19 protein-coding genes are annotated in these 21,621 nt (G+C 71.0%); 9 read left to right on the top strand and 10 right to left on the bottom strand.

Annotated features, from left to right (window positions below; all coding sequences use genetic code 11):
* Positions 1 to 9: 9 nt before the first annotated feature.
* Positions 10 to 1,509, bottom strand: a complete 1,500-nt coding sequence (locus tag ACFWSK_RS03990) for a peptide MFS transporter (protein ID WP_383781598.1) — start codon at positions 1,507 to 1,509, stop codon at positions 10 to 12.
* A gap of 156 nt (positions 1,510 to 1,665) precedes the next feature.
* On the opposite strand from ACFWSK_RS03990, the gene ACFWSK_RS03995 reads away from it, so the two are divergent.
* The 6 genes from ACFWSK_RS03995 (at position 1,666) to ACFWSK_RS04020 (ending at position 9,187) form a co-directional block, all read left to right on the top strand.
* Positions 1,666 to 2,676 (top strand): polyprenyl synthetase family protein, encoded by a 1,011-nt coding sequence (locus ACFWSK_RS03995; RefSeq protein WP_383781600.1) that lies wholly within the window; start codon positions 1,666 to 1,668, stop codon positions 2,674 to 2,676.
* 245 nt (positions 2,677 to 2,921) lie between these two features.
* Positions 2,922 to 4,166, top strand: a complete 1,245-nt coding sequence (locus tag ACFWSK_RS04000) for an outer membrane lipoprotein carrier protein LolA (protein WP_383781603.1) — start codon at positions 2,922 to 2,924, stop codon at positions 4,164 to 4,166.
* Between the two features lie 111 nt (positions 4,167 to 4,277).
* Positions 4,278 to 5,237, top strand: coding sequence for an ABC transporter ATP-binding protein (locus tag ACFWSK_RS04005; RefSeq protein WP_383781606.1), 960 nt, complete (start codon positions 4,278 to 4,280; stop codon positions 5,235 to 5,237).
* Positions 5,224 to 6,105, top strand: a complete 882-nt coding sequence (locus ACFWSK_RS04010) for an ABC transporter permease (RefSeq protein WP_383781609.1) — start codon at positions 5,224 to 5,226, stop codon at positions 6,103 to 6,105. Before ACFWSK_RS04005 ends, ACFWSK_RS04010 begins: the two co-directional genes overlap by 14 nt.
* Before the next feature lie 196 nt (positions 6,106 to 6,301).
* Entirely contained in the window at positions 6,302 to 6,892 is a 591-nt protein-coding gene (locus ACFWSK_RS04015; protein WP_383781612.1) for a TetR/AcrR family transcriptional regulator, read from the top strand.
* A gap of 105 nt (positions 6,893 to 6,997) precedes the next feature.
* Positions 6,998 to 9,187 (top strand): SpoIIE family protein phosphatase, encoded by a 2,190-nt coding sequence (locus ACFWSK_RS04020; RefSeq protein WP_383781615.1) that lies wholly within the window; start codon positions 6,998 to 7,000, stop codon positions 9,185 to 9,187.
* Between the two features lie 48 nt (positions 9,188 to 9,235).
* Here ACFWSK_RS04020 and ACFWSK_RS04025 read toward each other — a convergent pair whose 3' ends face one another.
* Both ACFWSK_RS04025 and ACFWSK_RS04030 read right to left on the bottom strand, forming a co-directional pair.
* Entirely contained in the window at positions 9,236 to 10,054 is an 819-nt protein-coding gene (locus tag ACFWSK_RS04025) for an HAD family hydrolase (RefSeq protein WP_383781618.1), read from the bottom strand.
* 106 nt (positions 10,055 to 10,160) lie between these two features.
* Positions 10,161 to 10,610 (bottom strand): VOC family protein, encoded by a 450-nt coding sequence (locus tag ACFWSK_RS04030; RefSeq protein WP_383781620.1) that lies wholly within the window; start codon positions 10,608 to 10,610, stop codon positions 10,161 to 10,163.
* Positions 10,611 to 10,632: 22 nt separating this feature from the next.
* Here ACFWSK_RS04030 and ACFWSK_RS04035 point away from each other — a divergent pair, with 22 nt between their 5' ends.
* The gene (locus ACFWSK_RS04035) at positions 10,633 to 11,253 is read left to right on the top strand and encodes a CGNR zinc finger domain-containing protein (RefSeq protein ID WP_383781623.1); all 621 of its coding nucleotides are present in this window, start codon (positions 10,633 to 10,635) and stop codon (positions 11,251 to 11,253) included.
* 87 nt (positions 11,254 to 11,340) lie between these two features.
* On the opposite strand, the gene rarD is transcribed toward ACFWSK_RS04035, so the two are convergent.
* Entirely contained in the window at positions 11,341 to 12,402 is a 1,062-nt protein-coding gene (rarD, locus tag ACFWSK_RS04040) for an EamA family transporter RarD (protein WP_383781626.1), read from the bottom strand.
* A 134-nt stretch (positions 12,403 to 12,536) separates the two neighbouring features.
* Here rarD and ACFWSK_RS04045 point away from each other — a divergent pair, with 134 nt between their 5' ends.
* Positions 12,537 to 13,214: a formylglycine-generating enzyme family protein gene (locus tag ACFWSK_RS04045; protein WP_383781629.1), complete on the top strand. Its 678-nt coding sequence runs from the start codon at positions 12,537 to 12,539 to the stop codon at positions 13,212 to 13,214.
* A gap of 28 nt (positions 13,215 to 13,242) precedes the next feature.
* Here ACFWSK_RS04045 and ACFWSK_RS04050 read toward each other — a convergent pair whose 3' ends face one another.
* Positions 13,243 to 14,103, bottom strand: a complete 861-nt coding sequence (locus tag ACFWSK_RS04050; protein ID WP_383781631.1) for an SDR family oxidoreductase — start codon at positions 14,101 to 14,103, stop codon at positions 13,243 to 13,245.
* A gap of 108 nt (positions 14,104 to 14,211) precedes the next feature.
* Here ACFWSK_RS04050 and ACFWSK_RS04055 point away from each other — a divergent pair, with 108 nt between their 5' ends.
* Positions 14,212 to 14,592 (top strand): winged helix-turn-helix transcriptional regulator, encoded by a 381-nt coding sequence (locus tag ACFWSK_RS04055; protein WP_383781633.1) that lies wholly within the window; start codon positions 14,212 to 14,214, stop codon positions 14,590 to 14,592.
* Between the two features lie 105 nt (positions 14,593 to 14,697).
* Here the strand turns inward: ACFWSK_RS04055 and ACFWSK_RS04060 are convergent, their stop codons facing one another.
* The 5 genes from ACFWSK_RS04060 to ACFWSK_RS04080 form a co-directional block, all read right to left on the bottom strand.
* The gene (locus ACFWSK_RS04060; RefSeq protein WP_383781635.1) at positions 14,698 to 15,756 is read right to left on the bottom strand and encodes a 2-oxoacid:ferredoxin oxidoreductase subunit beta; all 1,059 of its coding nucleotides are present in this window, start codon (positions 15,754 to 15,756) and stop codon (positions 14,698 to 14,700) included.
* Entirely contained in the window at positions 15,749 to 17,704 is a 1,956-nt protein-coding gene (locus ACFWSK_RS04065) for a 2-oxoacid:acceptor oxidoreductase subunit alpha (protein ID WP_383781637.1), read from the bottom strand. The genes ACFWSK_RS04060 and ACFWSK_RS04065 overlap by 8 nt, the downstream gene beginning before the upstream one ends.
* Positions 17,705 to 17,954: 250 nt before the next feature.
* Complete coding sequence (locus ACFWSK_RS04070) at positions 17,955 to 18,614, bottom strand: response regulator (protein WP_383781922.1); 660 nt, start codon at positions 18,612 to 18,614, stop codon at positions 17,955 to 17,957.
* Between the two features lie 183 nt (positions 18,615 to 18,797).
* Complete coding sequence (locus ACFWSK_RS04075) at positions 18,798 to 20,153, bottom strand: sensor histidine kinase (protein ID WP_383781639.1); 1,356 nt, start codon at positions 20,151 to 20,153, stop codon at positions 18,798 to 18,800.
* A gap of 186 nt (positions 20,154 to 20,339) precedes the next feature.
* The gene (locus ACFWSK_RS04080; RefSeq protein ID WP_383781641.1) at positions 20,340 to 21,545 is read right to left on the bottom strand and encodes a sensor histidine kinase; all 1,206 of its coding nucleotides are present in this window, start codon (positions 21,543 to 21,545) and stop codon (positions 20,340 to 20,342) included.
* Positions 21,546 to 21,621 lie beyond the last annotated feature (76 nt).

Below are 21,621 nucleotides of genomic sequence, written 5' to 3' on the forward strand. Positions count from 1 at the left end.
GGCGGTACCTCAGTGGACGGGGTGCATGGTGCGCTTGAGCCAGGGTCCGGCGGCCATGACGGCCAGACCGGCGACCACCGCGATCGCGCCATTGACACCGAAGTAGGCGGGGTTGGAGACCTCGCCGTACAGCTTCACGATCTGGGCCTGGATGCCGTTGGCGAGTGCCAGGGACAGGAACCACAACGCCATCGTCTGGCTTGCGAACGCCTTGGGGGCGAGCTTGGTGGTGGCGGACATGCCGGAGGTCTCCAGCAGGACGTCGCCGAGTCCGAGCAGGAGGTAGGAGCCGACGATCCACCAGGCGGCCATCTTGTACGTGTCGTCGGCGTGACCGGAGGTCGGCAGGACCATCAGGAGGAAGGACAGACCGCCGAGGATCACCCCGATCGCGATCTTGTTGGAGGCGTGCGGCTGGCGCGGACCCATCCGCGCCCAGACGGCGGCCACGACGGGCGCGAGCGCCACCTCGAAGGCGCCGAGCGCGGAGGCGTACCAGCTCGCCGGGAAGTGGAAGCCGAAGATCTCCGTGCGGGCGTTGGCCGACGCGAGCAGCATCATCGTCGAGTACGCCTGGAACAGGATGAAGTTGAAGGCGACCGAGGCCAGGAAGAGCACGACGTACGGGCGCAGCCGCCCGCGTTCCTCGGTGGTGACCCGGGGGCTGCGGAACATCACCACGAAGTAGACGGCCGGGGCGATCACCGAGATCAGGGTGAGCAGGTCGACGAACCGGTCCATCGTCAGCCAGCCGGCCAGTGCCAGCGCGGTGGTGATCAGGGCGAACACGACGATGCCGGCGGCGATGAGCCGCAGGGCGCGCCGCATCGGCTCCGGTGCGAGGGCGAACTCGGCCGCGTGCTTGCGCCCGGCCAGGTGACGCCGTCCGGCCACGTACTGGATGAGACCGAACGTCATACCGATGGCGGCGGCCGAGAAGCCCCAGTGCCAGCTCGCGTGGTCACCGAGCCAGCCGGTGATCAGCGGTCCGGCGAAGGCGCCGATGTTGATGCCCATGTAGTAGAGGGCGAATCCGGCGTCGCGCCGGTCGTCGTCGGTGCGGTAGAGCTTGCCGACCATTGAGGCGACGTTGGGCTTGAGGAGGCCCGTCCCGGCGCTGATCAGTCCCAGGCCGACCCACGTCATGGTGTCGGTCGGCACGGCCATCGAGTAGTGACCGCAGGCGATGAGGACGCCGCCGTACAGGACGGCGCGGTACGAACCGAGGATGCGGTCGGCCAGCCAGCCGCCGGCGACGGAGACCAGGTAGACCAGGGTGCCGTAGGCGGCGGAGACCGACGCGGCCGTTCCCGGGTCCATCCCCATGCCGCCGTCGGACACCGTGTCGGCGAAGAAGAGGACGAGGATCGCCTGCATGCCCAGGAACGAGAAGCGTTCCCAGACCTCCAGGCCGGACAGGGTCATCAGACCCTTCGGCTGTCCGAAGAAGGCGCGGTCGTCCTCCGGCGGCGGCTGGGTCGGCTCCGTATCGCTGACGGTGTGGGACAAAGGGGCAACTCCTGATCGTATGAGCTGATCCCGAACATACCGGCGGTCGCGGGAAGGCGCCCACGGTGATCCAAACGGGACCCGATACGCTGACTTGAGTGGAGACAGCGACACATCGACATTCCGTGTGATCGTCAGCAGACAGGAGATCCCCTCGTGACCGTCGTCGGGCCGTTCGGACTGTGCGTGCGGGACCAGGCTCTTGAGGCCGATGTCCAGGCCGGTTTGTCCGCTGTCGAGGCGGGGCTGCTGGAGGCCACCAAGAGTGAGGTGCCCTTCATCACGGAGGCCGCGCAGCACCTGGTCCGTGCAGGAGGCAAGCGGTTCCGTCCGCTGCTGGTGATGCTCGCTTCCCAGTTCGGTGACCCCGACGCGCCGGGTGTCGTGCCCTCGGCCGTGGTCGTCGAGCTGACCCATCTGGCGACGCTGTACCACGACGACGTGATGGACGAGGCGGACGTACGCCGCGGGGTGGACAGCGCCAACACCCGCTGGGGCAACTCGGTCGCCGTCCTGACCGGTGACTTCCTCTTCGCTCGCGCCTCGCACATCCTGGCCGACCTCGGCCCGGAGGCCGTACGCATCCAGGCGCAGGCGTTCGAGCGTCTGGTCACCGGTCAGATCCTGGAGACCGCGGGCCCGCGCGACGGGCGCGACCCGGTCGGCCACTACCTCGACGTCATCGCAGGCAAGACCGGCTCGCTGATCGCCGTGTCCGGGCGGTTCGGCGCGATGATGGCCGGCGCCGACGATTCGGTCGTCGACATCCTCACCCAGTACGGGGAGCGGCTCGGTGTCGCCTTCCAGCTCGCCGACGACGTGCTCGACATCGCCTCCGACTCCCACGAGTCCGGCAAGACGCCCGGCACCGACCTGCGCGAGGGCATCCCGACCCTGCCCGTCCTCCTGCTGCGGGCGCAGGCCGCGGCGGACGGCAAGCCGGACGACGTGGAGCTCGTGGAGCTCCTGGACGGAGACCTGAGCGACGACGCCAGTCTGGCGGAGGCGCTGCGCAGGCTGCGCGCCCACCCGGCGCTCGACCAGGCGCGGCGGGACACCATCCGTTACGCGCAGGAGGCGCGGGCCTCGCTGGCGCCGCTGCCCGACTGCTACGCGAAGGCCGCGCTCGAAGAGCTCTGCGACGCCGTGGTGCACCGCGCGGGCTGAGTACCCACGCCGGCCCGTCCGGGTTTCGGCTCGGGCCCCGCACGGCAACCCTTACTGGAAGGGTGACTCCGGGCGGCTCGGTGTCATACCGGAGCAGTACGCGGAGTTGATCCCGCGGGCTGACGCTTGTCGGCGCCCGATTTGGTCAGATGGAGAACAACCACTCCTGACCACATCGGGTGAGCAGGGCGGCAGGGAGTGGCCCAGCGTGGATGGAAGCCGCCGACCACGGAGGTAGGGCACACATGGCACCGAACGACAGCGCGGAGACCACCGACGGGACCACGGCCACGGTCGTGGGCCGCCGCAAGGCAGCCCGCTACATCGTCCCCGTCGCGGTCGCGGGGGTGGCGGCCGCGACGATCGGCCTCGTCCCGGCGCTGGCGGATTCCGGGGACCCGGAGCTGCCGAAGATCACCGCTCAGAAACTCATCGAGAAGATCGCCGCCTCGGACCAGGAGCAGCTGTCCGGCACGCTGAAGGTGACCGCCGACCTCGGCCTGCCGTCGGTCGGCGGGCTCGCGGGCTCCTTCGCCCCGGGCGGCGGCGCCGGCAAGGGGGGCGACGCTTCCGCCGCCGACCCGCAGGCCAAGCTGATGGAGCTCACCTCCGGTACGCACACGCTGCGACTGGCAGCCGACGGCCCCGACAAGCAGCGCCTGTCGATCATCGGGGAGGCCGCCGAGTACAGCCTGATCCACAACGCGGGCGAGGTCTGGGCGTACGACAGCAAGTCCGACGAGGTCTACCACGCCGAGGCGGACGAGGCAGGGGCCACGGGCACCGAGGGCAAGGAGCACAAGGCGCCGAAGGGTGTGCCCACCACACCCAGGGAGCTGGCCGAGGAGGCGCTCGCGGCCGCCGGTGACACCACGTCGGTCACGGTCGACGGCACGGCGCAGGTGGCCGGGCGCGATGCGTACAAGCTGCTGATCAAGCCGAAGCAGTCCGGCTCGACGATCGGCTCGGTCACGATCGCGGTCGACGCCGAGAACGGCGTGCCGCTGAAGTTCACCCTGGCTCCGAGCAGCGGCGGCAAGGCCGTGATCGACGCCGGGTTCACCAAGGTCGATTTCGGGAAGCCGGACGCGTCCACCTTCACCTTCACCCCGCCCAAGGGCGCGAAGGTGACCGAGGCGGAGGATCTGAAGGCCGAGGCCGAGAAGAACGGCAAGGCGGACAAGGCCCCCGAGGAACTCGGCGCGCTGGAGGGCTTCCAGGGGCTCAACGTGATCGGCGAGGGCTGGACCTCCGTCGCCGAGATCGAGGTGCCGGGCGGCGCCGGACTGCCCACGAAGGGCACCGACGGCGTCCCGGCCGAAGCGCAGCAGTTCCTGGACGCGCTGGGTGACCGGGTCACCGGCTCGTTCGGCTCGGGCACGGTCTTCAAGACCCGTCTGGTGAACGCGCTGATGACGGACGACGGCAAGGTCTACGTCGGCGCGGTCACGAAGGACGCGCTGGTGCGCGCGGCCGACACCGCCAAGTAGTCACCGCCGCGGGAGCCGCCCCGCCGTACGCTCCGTACGGCGGGGCGGCTCCGTACGGCGGGACCATCCGCGCGGCCCGACGGGCGGCCGGGACTGTGACTGGGAGTGCGTATGACCGACGCAGGGGCCGGGGAAGCGGCCGTCATCGAGACCCGGGGTCTCACCAAGCGGTACCGCGGCGGCCAGCTCGCCGTCGACGGGCTCGACCTGCGGGTCCCCGCCGGCAGCGTCTTCGGCTTCCTGGGCCCCAACGGCTCCGGGAAGACCACCACGATCCGCATGCTGATGGGTCTCATCGCCCCGACATCCGGCACCGCGCGGGTCCTCGGCCGGCCGATGCCCGGCGGGGCCCGTACCGTGCTTCCGCAGGTCGGCGCGCTGATCGAGGGGCCCGCGCTGTACGGCTTCCTGACGGGCCGGGACAATCTGGTGCGGTTCGACTCCGCCGACCCGGCCGCCGATCCGCGCACCCGCCGCGCACGGGTCGAAGGCGCCCTGGACCGGGTGGGGCTCGCGGCCGCCGCCGGCAAGAGGGCCAAAGCGTACTCGCTCGGCATGAAGCAGCGCCTCGGGCTCGCCGCCGCCCTGCTCCAGCCGCGCCGCCTGCTCGTCCTCGACGAGCCGACCAACGGCCTGGACCCGCAGGGCATGCGTGAGATCCGTTCGCTGATCCGGGAACTGGCGGCGGAGGGCACCACCGTCTTCCTCTCCTCCCACCTCCTCGACGAGATCGAACAGGTCTGCACGCACGCCGCCGTCATGGCGCGTGGCCGGCTCGTCACCCAGGGCCCCGTCGCCGAACTCGCCGCGGGCTCCCGGGCCCGGCTGGCCGTCACGACCCCGGACCCCGCCGACGCCGCCCGCATCCTCAAGGAGCACGGGGCCACCGGCCTGGTGGCCGACGGGGAGCGGGTGACCGCCGACGCCCCGCCGCTCGGCACGGACCCGGCCGAGCTGAACGCCGCACTCGTACGGGGCGGGGTCCGCGTACGGTCCTTCGGGGTCGAACGGGCCTCCCTGGAGGACGCCTTCGTCGCACTCACCGGAGAGGGATTCGATGTCGCAGGCTGAACTCACCGGCGTCACCACGCCCCGCAACCCCCTGTGGACATTCGGAATCCTCCGTTCCGAACTGGTCACGACCCTGCGCCGCCGGCGCACCTTCGCCCTGCTCGGGGTGCTCGCCGCCGTGCCCGTACTGATCGGCATCGCGGTGAGGATGGAGACGGGCGGCGGCGGTCCCTCGGGCGGTCACGACGGTGGCGCGGGACCTGCCTTCCTCGCCCAGGTCACCAACAACGGCCTCTTCCTGGTCTTCGCCTCGCTCGCCGCCACGCTTCCGGTCTTCCTGCCGATGGCCGTCGCGGTGGTGGCGGGCGACTCGGTCGCGGGCGAGGCCGGCGGCGGCACCCTGCGCTATCTGCTGGTCGCCCCGGCGGGCCGGACCCGGCTGCTGCTGGCGAAGTATGCGTCCGTGCTGGCGTTCTGCCTGGTCGGAACGCTGGTCGTGGCGTCGTCTGCCCTGGCCGTGGGCGCGCTGCTGTTCCCCGTCGGCGACGTCACGACGATCTCGGGGACCCGGATCGGATTCGGGGAGGGGCTGGTGCGCGCCGGGCTGATCGCCGTCGCGGTGGCGGCGTCACTGATCGGATTCGCGGCGCTCGGCCTGTTCGTCTCGACGCTGACCAACAGCGGCATCGCGGCGATGGCCGCCACCGTCGGGGTGCTGATCACCGTGCAGATCCTGGATACGATTCCGCAGCTGGACGCGGTGCATCCGTATCTCTTCCCGCACTACTGGCTGTCCTTCGCGGACCTCTTGCGCGAGCCGGTCCTCTGGGACGGGCTGGTCAAGAACCTCACCCTGCAGGGGCTGTACGCTGCCGTGTTCGGGTCGGCGGCCTGGGCTCGGTTCACGGCGAAGGACATCACCACGTGAGCGCGCGGGGAAGGTTCGTCCGTGCCGCCGGCCGGTCGAGCCGTCCCCCGATCGGCTCGCCGCGGCACGACGGCACGAACGGTGCGAACAGCAGGAACGTGACGACACGGCACGTTCCGTTTCCGCCTGGTTATTGTTCGACTTCTGACGACACGCTGTCAACAAGGAATGGCTCGAATCCACCTATGCTCACCGAATGATCACATCGCCGAGTTCCCAGCGCCGGAGCGAGCGATCACGAAAGGCCACGCTCGAGGCCGCCCTCGGGCTGTGCGCGGAGAAGGGCTACGCCCGCGTCACCGTCGAGGCCATCGCCGCCCGCGCGGGCGTGAGCAAGAAGACGATCTACCGCTGGTGGCCGTCGAAGGGCGCGGTGATGCTGGAGGCGTTCACCGAGGGCCTCGTCGACGCCACCCCGTTCACCGACACCGGCGACATCGCCGCCGACCTGCGTACCCACATCCGCGCGGCGGTGCGACTGCTGTCCACCTCGCCGTTCGGCCCCGCCTACGCCGGCATCCTCTCCGAGGTCCACCACGACGACGCCCTCGCCAGAGCCGTCAGGGAGGATCTCGTCGAACCGCGCTTCGAGCGCGCGGTGGCGCGGTTGCGCGGCGCCCAGGAACAGGGACAGATCCCGGCGGACGCGGATCTGCCGCTCGCGGTCGAGATGCTCTACGGCCCCGTCTACTACCGCCATGTGCTGCGCAAACCGCCGCAGGACGAGGCGACGGTCGCCGCGCTCGTCGACCACGTACTGCGCTCCCTGGGTGCGCAGGGCACCTGACCCCACCGCCCCGACCCCGGTGGCGGAGTGGGCGGGGTGGCTCGATGCTGGTCTGAAGCAGGCCGGCGCGCGAGATGCGCAGAGCCATCGACGTGGGGTGAATCCGTGGCGGACGCAGGTACGGGAGAGCCGGGGTCCCGGGTGTGGGACGAGGCTCCCGACGGCCTGGGGGCGGCGCTCCTGAACACGCTGTTCGACCAGTCCGCGGTCGGCCTGCACGTGCTTGACACGGAGCTCCGGCTGGTGAGGGTCAACTTCCTGACCGACATGGGCCCGGTGGACCGGCTGCTGGGGCTCCGGTTCGACGAGGTCTACCGCCTCGACGTGCCGCAGGACACGGAGGAGCTGCTGCGGGAGGTGCTGCGCACCGGCGTCCCTGTCCTGGGGCGGCTGGTCCGCGGGCGGTTCACGGGCGCGGGGGGCCCGCTGCTCAGCCTGACCGTGTCCGTGTACCGGCTGGACGACGCGGAGGGCCGGCCCATCGGTCTGATGGCGGCGATCGTGGACGTCACCGCCCGGGAGAAGGCGCAGGCCAGGGAGAGGTGTCTGACCGCGGTCCGCGAGCGCGTGGGCAGTTCCCTGGACGTGGCGGCCACCTGTCGGGCGTTCGTCGACGCCGTGGTCCCGGCCTTCGTCGACTTCGCGGTCATCGAGGTGGTGGACGACGTGCTGCGCGGCGCCGACCCGCCCCTGGGACCGCTGGGCCCCGACGTCCCGCTGCGGCGGGCAGCCGGCACGGGGTTCCGGGGTGCCGGCGCCGAGGAGGGGGAGCTGGGCGAGGAGGACGCGTCGAGCGACGAGGGCGCGGACGCCGGCCGTCCCGGTGACGGGGGCGGCCGGGAGGTGGGCGTCCCCGAGATGCGACGGCTGGCCCCCCACACCCCGTACGCCCTGGCGGCCGCGGACCTCAAAACCCGAGTCGTCCTGCTCGACGACGACACCCCGTGGCTGGACGCCGACCCGGACGCGGCCCGGCTGATCGAGGCGACCTGTGCCCACTCTCTGATGGTCGTCCCGCTGACGCTGCGCGGCACGGTTCTCGGACTGCTGAGCCTCTACCGGTGCGAGGGCGCGGAGCCCTTCGACGAGGACGACACGAGTCTCGCCCGCGCGGCCGGTGCCCGTGTCGCGCTGAGCATCGACAACGCACGCCGCTACGAGCGCGACCATGTGATCGCCTCGACGGTCCAGCGCAGGCTGCTCCCGCAGGACCAGGGCCCCCGGACCGCCCTCGAAACGGCGCACGTCCTGCTGGCCGGGCGCAACAGCGGTTCCTGGTTCGACACCATCGCGCTGTCCGGCGGCCGCACGGCCCTGGTCATCGGCACGGTCGGCGGGCACGGCCTCCAGACGGCCATCGCCATGGGCCAGTTGCGTACGGTCATCCATGCGCTCGCGGGTCTCGACCTGGAGCCCGACGAAGTGCTGGCCAGGCTCAAGGACACCGCCCACCGTCTCGCGGAGGAGCGGGCCGCGCTGCCGCCCGGCGACTCCCTGCAGAAGGAGGCGCTGACGGCGACCTGCATGTACGGCGTCTACGACCCGTTCGCCCGCACCTGCACCATCGCCAGGGCCGGGCACCCCGAACCCGTCGTCATCGGCCCCGACGGCACACCGCTGGAGGCCGACGTTCCCGAGGGCCCCGGCCTCTTCTCGGAAGACTCCGCGCCCTTCGCGCCCACCGCCATCGATCTCGAAGAGGGCAGCCTCCTCGCCTTCTTCACCGGTTCGTTCCTCTCCGACGCCGGCTCGGCCACCCGTATCGAGAACGCCCTCGCCCACCCGGTGGGGCGGCTCCAGGAACTCTGCGACCGCGTCGTCTACACCCTGCCCGCCGGTTCCCACCCGGACGGCGCCGCCCTCCTGCTGGCACGCACCGGCACCGTTCCCGCCGATCATGTCGCGACGTGGCAGCTGGCGCACGACCGTACGACTCCGAGCGTGGCCCGCGGGCTGGTGCGCGAGCAGCTCGAAGCCTGGAACCTCGACGAGGAGTCGGTCTACGCCACCGAACTCATCGTGAGTGAACTCATCACCAACGCCGTCCGCTACGGCACCCCGCCGCTCCAGCTGCGGCTCCTGCTGGACAGCACCCTCACCTGTGAGGTCCACGACAGCAGCTCGGTGGCGCCGCACCTGCGGCATGCCCGCACCGTCGACGAGGGCGGACGGGGGCTGTTCATCGTGTCGCAGCTGGCCAGCCACTGGGGAACCAGGTTCAGCCGCGACGGCAAGGCGCTGTGGACCGAGCAGGAGGTGAAACCGGCCGAGGACCCGGACGCCACCGGTTCCTGAGCGCCGGCTCCGCCTCGGCCCCGTCTCCGCCTCGGCCCGGCCTCCGCCTCAGCCCCGGCCGAACACCCGCTCCAGCACCTCGGCCACCCCGTCCTCCTCGTTCGAGGAGGTCACCTCGTCCGCCTCCGCCTTCAGCTCGGGATGCGCGTTGGCCATCGCCACCCCGTACCCGGAGCGGCGGAACATCGGCAGGTCGTTGGGCATGTCACCGAAGGCGATCGTGCCTGCCGGGTCCAGGCCGAGCGTCTCTGCCGCGAGCGCGAGGCCGGTGCCCTTGTCGACGCCGTACGGCGCCAGCTCGACCGTGCCGGGGCCCGCCATCGTGACGGTGGCCAGATCACCCACGACCGCCCGGGCGGTGGACGCGAGCGCGTCGTCCGAGAGTTCGGGGTGGCGCACCAGCACCTTGATGATCGGGCTCGCCCACAGGGCGGCGCGGTCCCGAGTCCGTACGGCGGGCAGCGTCGGATGGGGCATCAGATAGCCCGGCTCGATGAGGGTCCGGCCCTCCACGCCGTCCTGGTCCACGGCCGCGAAGACCGCGCCGACCTCCGCCTCGATCTTGCCCAGCGCGGTTTCGGCGAGCTCCCGGTCGAGCGTGACGGAACGCAGCAGGCGGCCGGTCCCGGCGTCGTACAACTGGGTTCCCTGCCCGCAGACGACCGGGCCGTCGGTGCCCAGCGCGGCGAGCAGCCCCCGTATGCCGGGCACCGGACGGCCGGTGACGACGAGATGCCGGGCGCCGGCCGACGCGGCGCGGGCGAGCGCGGCGAGGGAGCGGGGGCTGACGAGGTCGCCGGGGCGCAGCAGTGTGCCGTCCAGATCCGTGGCGACCAGAGTGAATGAGGGTGCGGGTGGGGTGGGCATGAGGGCCACCCTATGGAGTGCGCGGAGCCCCGGTACGACCGCTGTCGCGGTGGGTACCGGGGCTCCGGGGAAACGATCACTCGCCGCCCGTTCGGAGCACCGGGCTCTACTGGACGCAGAACTCGTTGCCCTCCGGATCGGCGAGCACGATCCAGGTCCCGCCTTGTTCCGCGACGCTGCGCAGGATGCTCGCCCCCAGCTCCACCAGCCGTGCCGCCTCGGCCTCCCGGCGCTCGGGACCGGCGTGCAGGTCCAGATGGACACGGTTCTTCACCGTCTTGGGCTCCGGTACGCGCTGGAACAGCAGCCGGCGTCCGAGACCCGAGCCGGACTTCTGCTCGTACGGATCGTCGGGGTGCCGTGCCGCGGCGAGGTCGCGCCAGGCGCGCCGTCCGTGCGCCTCGACGGTCGCCTCCTCGGGCACGGCGCCGAGACCGAGCAACTCCTCGATCAGGGGGCTGTTGTCCTCGACCAGATATCCCAGGGCTTCGGCCCAGAAGCCGGCCTGGGCGTGCGGATCGGCTGCGTCGATGACGACTTTCCAGTCCAGAGTCATGGAAACCGTTTATAGTGGTTACATGAGCGAGGCGGCAAGGGACACGCCGGGACTGGTGCTCCGCCCGCGGGAGGGGCGCCCGTTCCGCTTCGATCCGGGCACCCTGTGCCTGGAGTTGCTGCCCACCGGCGGAATCGGGCCGTACGCGGTGTACGAGGTCCTGCGCGAGCCCGCCGATCTGGTCCGGTGGGCGGGGGAGAGCCGGCTGCCCGCAGGGCTGGCGCTCACGGTGAGCGCGGCGGAGCTGGTGCTCGCCCGTCACCTGCGCTCGGCGCTCTGGAGGCTGACCCAGGATCACGCGGAGGGGCGGGGGCCCGGTCCTGACGATCTCGACGTGGTCAACGCCGTGGCCGCCGCCCCGCCCCTGGTGGCCCGGATCGACGCCGAAGGCCGCCGCGCGTGGGCGCCGGAAGCGACCGGCACCGCCCTGCTGTCGACGGTCGCCCGTGACGCCGTGGACCTTCTCACCGGTCCGTTCGCCGAGCGGATCCGCGTCTGTGAGGCCCATGACTGCGCGCTGCTCTTCGTCGACACCTCGCGCCCCGGCAGGCGGCGCTGGTGCGCGATGGAGCGCTGCGGAAACCGTCACAAGGTGCGGGCCCACCGGGCCCGCCACACGGAATCCGCCGAAGAGGGCACCTGACGCGGCACCCACCGGCTTGGCCAAGTCGACATCGTACGTCCGGGGGGCGGCTCTCCCCGGGGGCGTACGGGGACCGGAACGCCCGCTTCAGGACGTCGGTGCCCGCTCCGGGGCCCCGGCTCCGGCGTCCGCATCCGGCACCGGCACCGGCCCCGGAGCGGCCGCGGAAACGGAACCGGAAACAGAGCCAGGGAAAGCGGAACCGGGGACAGGGCCAGGGAAAGCGGTCGCCGCGGCCTTGGCCAGCCGCGTCGCCTGGGCCCTCGTCCGTCGTGCCGTCCGCAACGCGTCCCAGGTCAGCAGCGTCAACGCCAGCCACACCAGCGAGAATCCGGCCCAGCGCTCGGGCGGCATGGCCTCGTGGAAGTAGAGGATGCCGAGCGCGAACTGGAAGACCGGCGCCAGATACTGCAACAGCCCCAGCGTGGACAGCGGTACGCGGATCGCCGCCGCGCCGAAGCAGACCAGCGGGGCAGCCGTGACGATGCCGGTCGCGGCGAGCAGCACCCCGTGCCAGGCGCCTCCGGCGGTGAACGTCGCCTCGCCCCTCGCCCCCAGCCACAGCAGGAATCCGAGTGCGGGCAGGAAGAGCACCGCGGTCTCGGCGGCCAGCGATTCCAGGCCGCCCATGTTGACCTTCTTCTTCACCAGGCCGTACGTGGCGAAGGAGAACGCCAGCGTCAGCGAGATCCAGGGCGGGCGCCCGTAGCCGATCGCGAGCACCAGCACCGCCGCGAACCCGGTCCCGACCGCCACCCACTGCGCGGGCCGCAGCCGTTCGCCCAGGAGCAGGACGCCCATGGCGATGGTGACCAGCGGGTTGATGAAGTAGCCGAGCGACGCCTCGACGACCTGACCGTTGTTGACGGCCCAGATGTAGAGACCCCAGTTGACCGTGATGACGGCTGCCGCTATCGCGATCAGGCCCAGCTTGCGCGGCTGCCGCACCAGTTCGCCGACCCAGGCCCATCGGCGTACGAGGAGGAGGGCGATGCCGACGACACCCAGTGACCAGACCATCCGGTGGGCGAGGATCTCGACCGCCCCGGAGGGCTTCATCAGCGGCCAGAAGAGGGGGACGAGGCCCCACATCCCGTAGGCACCGATTCCGTACAGCAGTCCTGCCCGCTGTTCGTTCTTCCCCTGCACGGGCCCTCCCGGCGTCCTCGTCGGCGGAACGGCCGACCTGACGAAGGTAACGCCGCAGGGGGTGCCGTGTCATGGCCGTCTCAGGGAAACGGTCGTGACGCCCGGGGAGAGGCGGTTGGTAGGCTCTCCGGCTCATGGAGCCGAGTGCTGAGAACGAGATGGTCGCCGTGCCGCCGGGACGCGTGACGCTGTCCGACCGCCGTACCCGCCGCAGTTGGCCGGTGGAGCTCGCGCCCTACCGGCTCGCCGCGTACCCGGTGACCCAGCTCCGCTACGCGGAGGTCACCGGCGTGCGGCCCGGCACCGCGAAGGGCGACCGCGTGCCTGTCGAGGGCGTCTCGTGGCTGGACGCCGTCGAGTTCTGCAACGCCCTGTCGCGGCGCGAGGGGTACACGCCCGCCTACGGCCTCGAAACGGGCCGGCCCGAGGCCGTCGAGTGGGACACCTCGGCCGACGGATACCGGCTGCCCACCGAGGCCGAGTGGGAGCACGCGTGCCGCGCCGGCACGGAGGGGGCGAGGTACGGGCAGCTCGACGCCATCGCCTGGCACCGTGGCAACTCGCAGGAGAGCATTCACGACGTGGGCGGCAGGGAGCCCAACTCCTGGGGCCTGTACGACATGCTCGGCAACGTCTGGGAGTGGTGCTGGGACGTCTACGACGCCGAGGTCTACGGCACCTACCGGGTGCTGCGGGGCGGCGGCTGGTTCGACGAGCCCTGGAGCTGCCGGGCCTCCGTGCGACGCCGCAGCCACCCGACCTTCCGGATCGACGACGTGGGATTCCGTCTCGCCCGGTCCGCCCGGCCCTGAGCGCCGCCCCGGCTCCCGGCGCGGTGGATCAGATGCCCGCGACCGCCGCCTTCACCGAGTCGGCGAGCGGCGTCGTCGGACGGCCGGCCAGACGGGACAGGTCGCCGCTGGTCCCCGCGAGCAGCCCGCGCCCGATCGCCTCGTCGACGTCGACGAGGATCGCGGCGAAGCCCTCGGGCAGCCCCGCGCCGACCAGGATCTCCTGGTGCACGGCGGCCGGGACGTTCTTGTACGCGATCTCCTTGCCGGTCGCAGCTGCGACCGTCGCCGCGTACTCCGCGAGGGACCAGGCGACGTCGCCGCTCAGCTCGTACGTGGCGTTCAGGTGGCCGTCGCCCGTGAGCACGGCAGCGGCGGCGGCCGCGTAGTCGGCGCGCGAGGCGGAGGCGACGCGCCCTTCGCCCGCGTTGGCGACCACGGCGCCGTGCTCAAGGACGGGTGCCAGATTCGCCGTGTAGTTCTCCGTGTACCAGCCGTTGCGCAGGAACGTGTACGGCAGCCCCGACGCGAGGATCAGCCGCTCGGTCACCTGGTGCTCGGCGGCCAGCTGGAAGTCGGCGTCCGGACCGCCCAGCACCCCGGTGTACGCGAGCTGCGCGACGCCCGCGGCTTTCGCCGCGTCGATCACCGCGGAGTGTTGCGGCACCCGCCGGCCCACCTCGCTGCCGGAGATGAGCAGCACCCGGTCGCCGGCCCGGAAGGCCCCGGCCAGCGTCTCCGGGTGGTTGTAGTCGGCGATGCGCAGCTCGATCCCGCGCGCGGCGAGGCCGGCGGCCTTCTCCTTGTCGCGGACGACGGCGGCGACCGACCCTGCGGGGACGGTGGCGACCAGCTGGTCGATGACGAGGCGGCCGAGCTCTCCGGTTGCTCCGGTGACGACGATGCTCATGCGGGCTGCTCCTTCGTGATGCTTTGGTCCGTTATCCGGCGTTGAGCTCCTCACTGTACGGCCGGTACTAACCAGGGGAAAGTACCCACTTTGAAGTAAGGTACTGGTATGACCGTTAGTGCTATGGACCGAGGACCGGACGTCAACCAGGCGATGTGCCCCTCCCGCCTGGTGCTGGAGCACGTCACGAGCCGTTGGGGCGTCCTCGTGCTCGCCGCGCTGCTGGAGCGCTCGTACCGCTTCAGCGAGCTGCGGCGCACGGTCGGCGGCGTCAGCGAGAAGATGCTCGCCCAGACCCTCCGGACACTGGAGCGCGACGGCTTCGTCGTCCGGGACGCCAAGCCGGTGATCCCGCCGCGGGTGGACTACGCGCTCACCCCGCTCGGCAGGGAGGCCGCCGAGCAGGTGTGGGCGCTGGCGCGCTGGACGGAGCGGCGTGTCCCGGCCGTACAGGCGGCGCGGGAGGCATACGACGAGGCCCGGAGCTGACCGTCCGGGGCATCGCGGTAGACCTGCGGCATACGACGAGGCCCGGAGCCGACCGTTCGGGGGGGTCGGCTCCGGGCCTCGGTGGTACGGGAGGTGGCGGGCCGGTCAGCCGACCACCGTCCAGGTGTCGTTGCCCGCGAGCAGCGAGCTCAGGTCGCCCTTGCCGTCCCGCTCGATGGCGGTGTCCAGCTGCTCGGACATCAGGGTGTCGTAGACCGGTCTGACGACGCTGCGCAGCACCCCGATGGGGGTGTGGTGCAGGGTGTCCGGGTCGGCGAGCCGGGAGAGGGCGAAGGCCGTGGCCGGTGACGCGGCGTGCGCGTCGTGGACCAGGATCCGCGACTGGTTCTCCTCGGTGACCGCGACCACTTCGAGATCACCGGTGACCGCGTCCCGCACGACGCCCTTCGAGCCGTCGGCACCGAAGCGGATCGGCTCGCCGTGCTCCAGCCGGATCACCGCCTCCTGCGCCTGCTCCTTGTCCTTCAGGACCTCGAAGGCGCCGTCGTTGAAGATGTTGCAGTTCTGGTAGATCTCCACCAGCGCCGTGCCGGGGTGGTCGGCAGCCGCGCGCAGCACGCTCGTGAGGTGCTTGCGGTCGGAGTCGACGGTGCGCGCGACGAAGGTCGCCTCCGCGCCGATCGCCAGCGACACCGGGTTGAAGGGCGCGTCCAGCGACCCCATCGGCGTCGACTTGGTGATCTTGCCGACCTCGGACGTGGGGCTGTACTGGCCCTTCGTCAGTCCGTAGATCCGGTTGTTGAACAGCAGGATCTTCAGGTTGACGTTGCGCCGCAGCGCGTGGATCAGGTGGTTGCCGCCGATGGACAGCGCATCGCCGTCGCCGGTGACGACCCAGACCGACAGGTCACGGCGTGAGGTGGCGAGCCCGGTCGCGATGGAGGGGGCGCGGCCGTGGATGGAGTGCATCCCGTACGTGTTCATGTAGTACGGGAAGCGGGAGGAGCAGCCGATGCCGGAGACGAAGGTGATGTTCTCCTTCGCCAGGCCCAGCTCGGGCATGAAGCCCTGGACGGCGGCGAGGACCGCGTAGTCACCGCAGCCCGGGCACCAGCGCACTTCCTGGTCGGACTTGAAGTCCTTCATGGACTGCTTCGCCTCGGCCTTGGGCACCAGCTGGAGAAGCTCGTTGGTGTCAGGCATCGATGGCCTCCTTGAGAGCTGTGGCGAGCTGCTCGGCCTTGAACGGCATTCCGTTGACCTGGTTGAAACTGTGGGCGTCCACCAGGTACTTCGCCCGGAGCAGCATCGCCAGCTGACCGAGGTTCATCTCCGGGACGACGACCTTGTCGTAACGCTTCAGCACCTCGCCGAGATTCTTCGGGAAGGGGTTGAGGTGACGCAGGTGGGCCTGGGCGATCGGCTCTCCGGCCGCCCTCAGCCTGCGTACGGCCGCGGTGATCGGGCCGTACGTCGAACCCCAGCCGAGCACCAGGGTCCTGGCGCCCGCGGGGTCGTCGACCTCCAGGTCGGGGACCTCGATGCCGTCGACCTTGGCCTGGCGGGTGCGGACCATGAAGTCGTGGTTGGCCGGGTCGTAGGAGATGTTGCCCGTGCCGTCCTGCTTCTCGATGCCGCCGATGCGGTGTTCGAGACCGGGCGTGCCGGGTACGGCCCACGGGCGGGCCAGGGTCTCCGGGTCGCGCTTGTAGGGCCAGAACACCTCGGTGCCGTCGGCCAGTTCGTGGTTGGGCCCGGTGGCGAACTGCACCCGAAGGTCCGGGAGCTGGTCGACCTCGGGGATGCGCCACGGCTCGGAACCGTTGGCGAGGTAGCCGTCGGAGAGCAGGAACACCGGGGTGCGGTAGCGCAGGGCGATCCGCGCGGCGTCGATCGTGGCGTCGAAGCAGTCGGCGGGGGTCATCGGCGCCACGATCGGCACCGGAGCCTCGCCGTTGCGTCCGAACATGGCCTGGAGCAGGTCGGCCTGTTCGGTCTTGGTGGGCAGACCCGTGGAGGGGCCGCCACGCTGGATGTCGACGATGAGCAGCGGCAGTTCGAGCGAGACCGCGAGCCCGATGGCCTCCGACTTGAGCGCCACACCCGGACCGGACGTGGTCGTCACCGCGAGCGAACCGCCGAACGCGGCGCCGATCGCGGCACCGATGCCCGCGATCTCGTCCTCGGCCTGGAAGGTCCGCACGCCGAAGTTCTTGTGCTTGCTGAGCTCGTGCAGGATGTCCGAGGCCGGGGTGATCGGGTACGACCCCAGATACAGCGGCAGATCGGCCTGCCGGCCTGCGGCGACGAGCCCGTAGGAGAGGGCGAGGTTGCCGGAGATGTTGCGGTACGTGCCCGTGGGGAACGCCTGCGATGCGGGCGCCACCTCGTAGCTCACCGCGAAGTCCTCGGTGGTCTCGCCGAAGTTCCAGCCGGCCCGGAAGGCCGCCACGTTCGCCTCGGCGATCTGCGGCTTCCTGGCGAACTTCTGCCGCAGGAACTTCTCCGTCCCCTCGGTCGGCCGGTGGTACATCCACGACAGCAGTCCGAGCGCGAACATGTTCTTCGAGCGCTCGGCCTCCTTGCGGGAGAGCCCGTACTCCTTCAGTGCCTCGACGGTCAGCGTGGTGAGCGGCACCGGATGGACGTTGTACGCCTCCAGTGACCCGTCCTCCAGCGGACTCGTCTCGTAACCGACCTTGGCCATCGGCCGCTTGGTGAACTCATCGGTGTTGACGATGATCTCGGCGCCGCGCGGCACGTCGTCGATGTTGGCCTTGAGCGCGGCCGGGTTCATCGCGACGAGCACGTTCGGCGCGTCACCCGGCGTGAGGATGTCGTGGTCGGCGAAGTGCAGCTGGAAGGACGAGACTCCCGGCAGGGTGCCGGCAGGGGCCCGGATCTCGGCGGGGAAGTTGGGCAGCGTCGAGAGGTCGTTCCCGAAGGACGCGGTCTCGGAGGTGAAGCGGTCGCCGGTGAGCTGCATGCCGTCACCGGAGTCGCCCGCGAACCGGATGATCACGCGGTCGAGGCGGCGGACCTCTTTCTCACCGGTGCCGCCCGCACTGCCGGGCACGGGGATTCGTTGTTCCCCGACGACAGCCTCGCTGGCCTCGTCGGCCTTTTCGGCTGGGCTACTGACCTGGGTCACTGAACTGGACCTCCCTCGGGGCGGCGGCTCGGGATCGGCCGGCCCACCGGCGGTCCCGCAGCCCACCCTACTTCGGTAAGGGTCGCCTTCCCTGGACCGATCATATGGTGGACGTCATTTTGAGACGCGCGTTTGTCCTGGTTCGTCATAGTTAACAGGCCCCCCAGCCGTTCGTCGAAGACGCCGTGCGCTCATTCTTTGGGTCTAGGTCTCCCCGGCCTCCGTCGCCGCCTGACGGAGTATCAGCGTTTTACGATCTCAAGTAGGTCAGGACGGCGAGAACGCGCCGGTGATCCCCGTCACTGGGCGACAGGCCCAGCTTCAGGAAGATGTTGCTGACGTGCTTCTCCACGGCCCCGTCGCTGACCACCAGCTGCTTGGCGACCGCGGAATTCGTCCGGCCCTCCGCCATCAGGCCGAGGACCTCCCGCTCGCGCGGCGTGAGTCCCGCCAGCACGTCCTGCTTACGGCTCCGCCCCAGCAGCTGGGCCACGACCTCGGGGTCCAGCGCCGTGCCGCCCTGGGCCACCCGGACCACGGCGTCCACGAACTCCCGGACCTCGGCGACCCGGTCCTTGAGCAGGTAGCCCACGCCCCGGGTGCTGCCGGCGAGGAGCTCGGTGGCGTACTGCTCCTCCACGTACTGGGACAGGACGAGTACCCCGATCTCCGGGTAGTCCTTGCGCAGCCGTACGGCTGCCCGTACCCCTTCGTCCGTGTGGGTCGGCGGCATGCGCACATCGGCGACGACGACGTCGGGCAGCGTGTCCTGCGCGGCGAGATCCGCCACGGTCTTGAGCAGTGCCTCGGCGTCTCCCACCCCCGCGACGACGTCGTGCCCGAGATCGGTCAGAAGCCGGGTGAGTCCTTCCCTGAGCAGCACCGAATCCTCGGCGATGACCACCCGCACCCTGTCCTCCACGACGCTGTGTCCCCCACTGTTGATGTGTACGTGCTGGCCGGCGTCACAGACGCCGGCGCCGCCCCTTGCGGGTTCCAGCATCCCAGCATCGGCGCCTCCATGGGCCGGGCCGGGACACTTTCGGACGTGTACACGGTTGAGGAAGGACGGGTGCGCGGGAAAATGGCCGGTTCAGCCCCGCCAGGGCAGCTCCGCCGTGACCCTCGTCGGGCCGCCGGCGGGGGAGTCGACGACCAGAATGCCGTCCACCGCGTCCAGCCGCTCGGTCAGACCGGCCAGCCCGCTGCCGGCCGCCACATCGGCGCCGCCCCGGCCGTCGTCGGTGACCTGGAGCATCAGCCGGTTCGACGCGCGCCAGACGTCCACCGACGCGCGGGTCGCGTGCGCGTGCTTGCTGACGTTCTGCAGCAGTTCCGACACCGTGAAGTACGCGATGCCCTCGATCGCCTGGGCGGGCCGGGCGTCCAGGTCCACATCGACCTTCACGGGGACGGTGCAGCGGGAGGCGATGGCTGAGAGTGCGGCGTCCAGGCCGCGGTCGGTGAGGACGGCGGGGTGGATGCCGCGGGCGAGGTCGCGCAGTTCCTGGAGGGCGACCTTCACTTCGCCGTGGGCTTCGTCGACCATGCGGGCCGCGGCCTCGGGGTCGTCGGTCAGTTTCTCCTTGGCGAGGCCGAGCCCCATGGCGAGGGCGACGAGGCGTGCCTGGGCGCCGTCGTGCAGGTCGCGTTCGATGCGGCGCAGGTCGGCGGCGGCCGTGTCCACGACGACACCCCGGTCCGACTCCAGCTCGGAGACCCGGACCGCCAGCCGGGACGGGCTCAGCAGACCGACGACCATCACCCGGTCGACGGAGGCGAGACCCCGGATGATCCACGGCGTGATCAGGACGAGGAACAGCCCCACGGCGCTGGTCACCGCCAGCTCGAAGGGGGAGTCGAGGTAGACGTTGTGGCCCCTGTCCCCGTACAGCTGGATGCCGTCGACCCCCGCGTACACCGGGAAGACCCAGCGCCACAGCGGGTAGGTGAGCGCGCTCCATCCGTACGCCCAGAAGGTCAGCGAGACGGAGAAGGCGAACACCGCCCAGGGGAGGTGCAGCAGCGCGTAGAGCAGGTGCCGCCAGGACACCCCGCTCTTCAGGACCGCGCCGACCCAGGACATCAGGCCGCCCGTCCTGCCGCGCACCCGCGCGGGGTCCGCCACGTCCAGCTTGAGCAGGGCGCGCGCCCGGGTGCGCTCCATCGCGCCGAAGCCACGGCACATGGCGAGACAGGCGGCGAGTATCGGGATGCCGAGGAAGGTGATCAGCATGCCGATGCCCAGTGAGGTCATGGCGATGGCGAGGCTGAACAGCACCGCGCTGATCGGCAGACTCAGCATCAGATAACCGAACTCGCGCCAGGTCCGCGCCTCGAACGGCGCGCGCAGTGCCGCCGGGAAGACGTGCCTCGCCGGGGGGTGGTCCCCGGAACCGGACCCGTACCTCTGGTGGTCCCGGGTGTCCGGTCCGTATGCCGTGGCCATGGATGCCGTCCGTTTCTTCTCAGCGGTCGTCTCACCGGGTTGTTCGCTCTGTCAAGAGTGCTGTGCCGGAGGGAAGCGCACCATGAGGGCGGTCGCCGTATCCGGGCGGGGGTTTTCCCCACCCCGGGGCTTCCGCGCCGATCCGACGCGAGCGCGGACACGGACACGGATAGGGCCATGGGCCGACTACGGCCCGGCTGTGGGTGTCGGCTCCGGCGCCGTGCCCACGCGGTCCCGCCACGGCAGCTCCGCCGTGACCGTCGTCGGACCGCCCACCGGGCTGTCGAGGACGAACACCCCGTCCACGGCCCCGAGCCGTTCCGCGAGCCCGGCCATGCCCGTACCGCCGTCCATCCGCGCGCCACCGGACCCGTCGTCCTGCACCTGGATCAGCAGCCGGTCCCCGGACCGCCACACACCGACGGACGCCGACCGGGCGCGGCTGTGCTTGCTGACGTTCTGCAGCAGCTCCGACACCGTGAAGTACGCGATCCCCTCGATCGCCTCCGCCGGCCGCCCCGTCAGCTCCACGTCGACCTTCACGGGGACGGTGCAGCGGGAGGCGATGGCTGAGAGTGCGGCGTCCAGGCCGCGGTCGGTGAGGACGGCGGGGTGGATGCCGCGGGCGAGGTCGCGCAGTTCCTGGAGGGCGACCTTCACTTCGCCGTGGGCTTCGTCGACCATGCGGGCCGCGGCCTCGGGGTCGTCGGTCAGTTTCTCCTTGGCGAGGCCGAGCCCCATGGCGAGGGCGACGAGGCGTGCCTGGGCGCCGTCGTGCAGGTCGCGTTCGATGCGGCGCAGGTCGGCGGCGGCCGTGTCCACGACGACACCCCGGTCCGACTCCAGCTCCGCGATCCTGCGCTCCAGTTCGTCGGAGGGGGAGAGCAGCCCCCGCACCATGGCCCGGTCGGCGTTGGTCAGACCGCGGGCGATGAAGGGAAGTACGGGCCACAGGACGAACAGGCTGACCAGCGCCACCGTGAACGTCAGTACGCCCCAGGGCAGCCGGATGAACGCGTACAGCAGGGAACGCCACCCCACCGGGTCCTTCAGCCCCGCCCACAGCCAGGGGAAGAACCCCGTCTCGCGACTGCCGCGCGTGATCGCGCTCGGCTCGTCGATCCGCACCCCGAGCATCGCCCGCGCCCTGCCCCGCTCCAGGCGGCCGATCCAGCGGGCGCCCTGGAGCCCCGCCACCAGGAGCGGCAGACCGATGACGGTGACCGAAAGCCCCACGCCGACACCGATCATGAACACTGTGTAAACAAAGCCGGCAATCGCCATCGGGAGATTGGCCAGCAGATAAGCGATCTCCTTCCAGGCCCACGGACCCAGGGCGAAACGGGCGGGCGGCGGCCGGTCGTTGTCCGGCACAGAAGGGCTCATGGTCATACGCCCAGCCTGCCGGGCGGGACCTGCGCACGCCATGGGGTACGTGGGTGGGGTGAAGTAGGGATAACCCCACCGT

Origin of the sequence: Streptomyces sp. NPDC058620, from assembly GCF_042717135.1 — a bacterium.
In the GTDB taxonomy this organism is placed as follows: Bacteria; Actinomycetota; Actinomycetes; order Streptomycetales; family Streptomycetaceae; genus Streptomyces.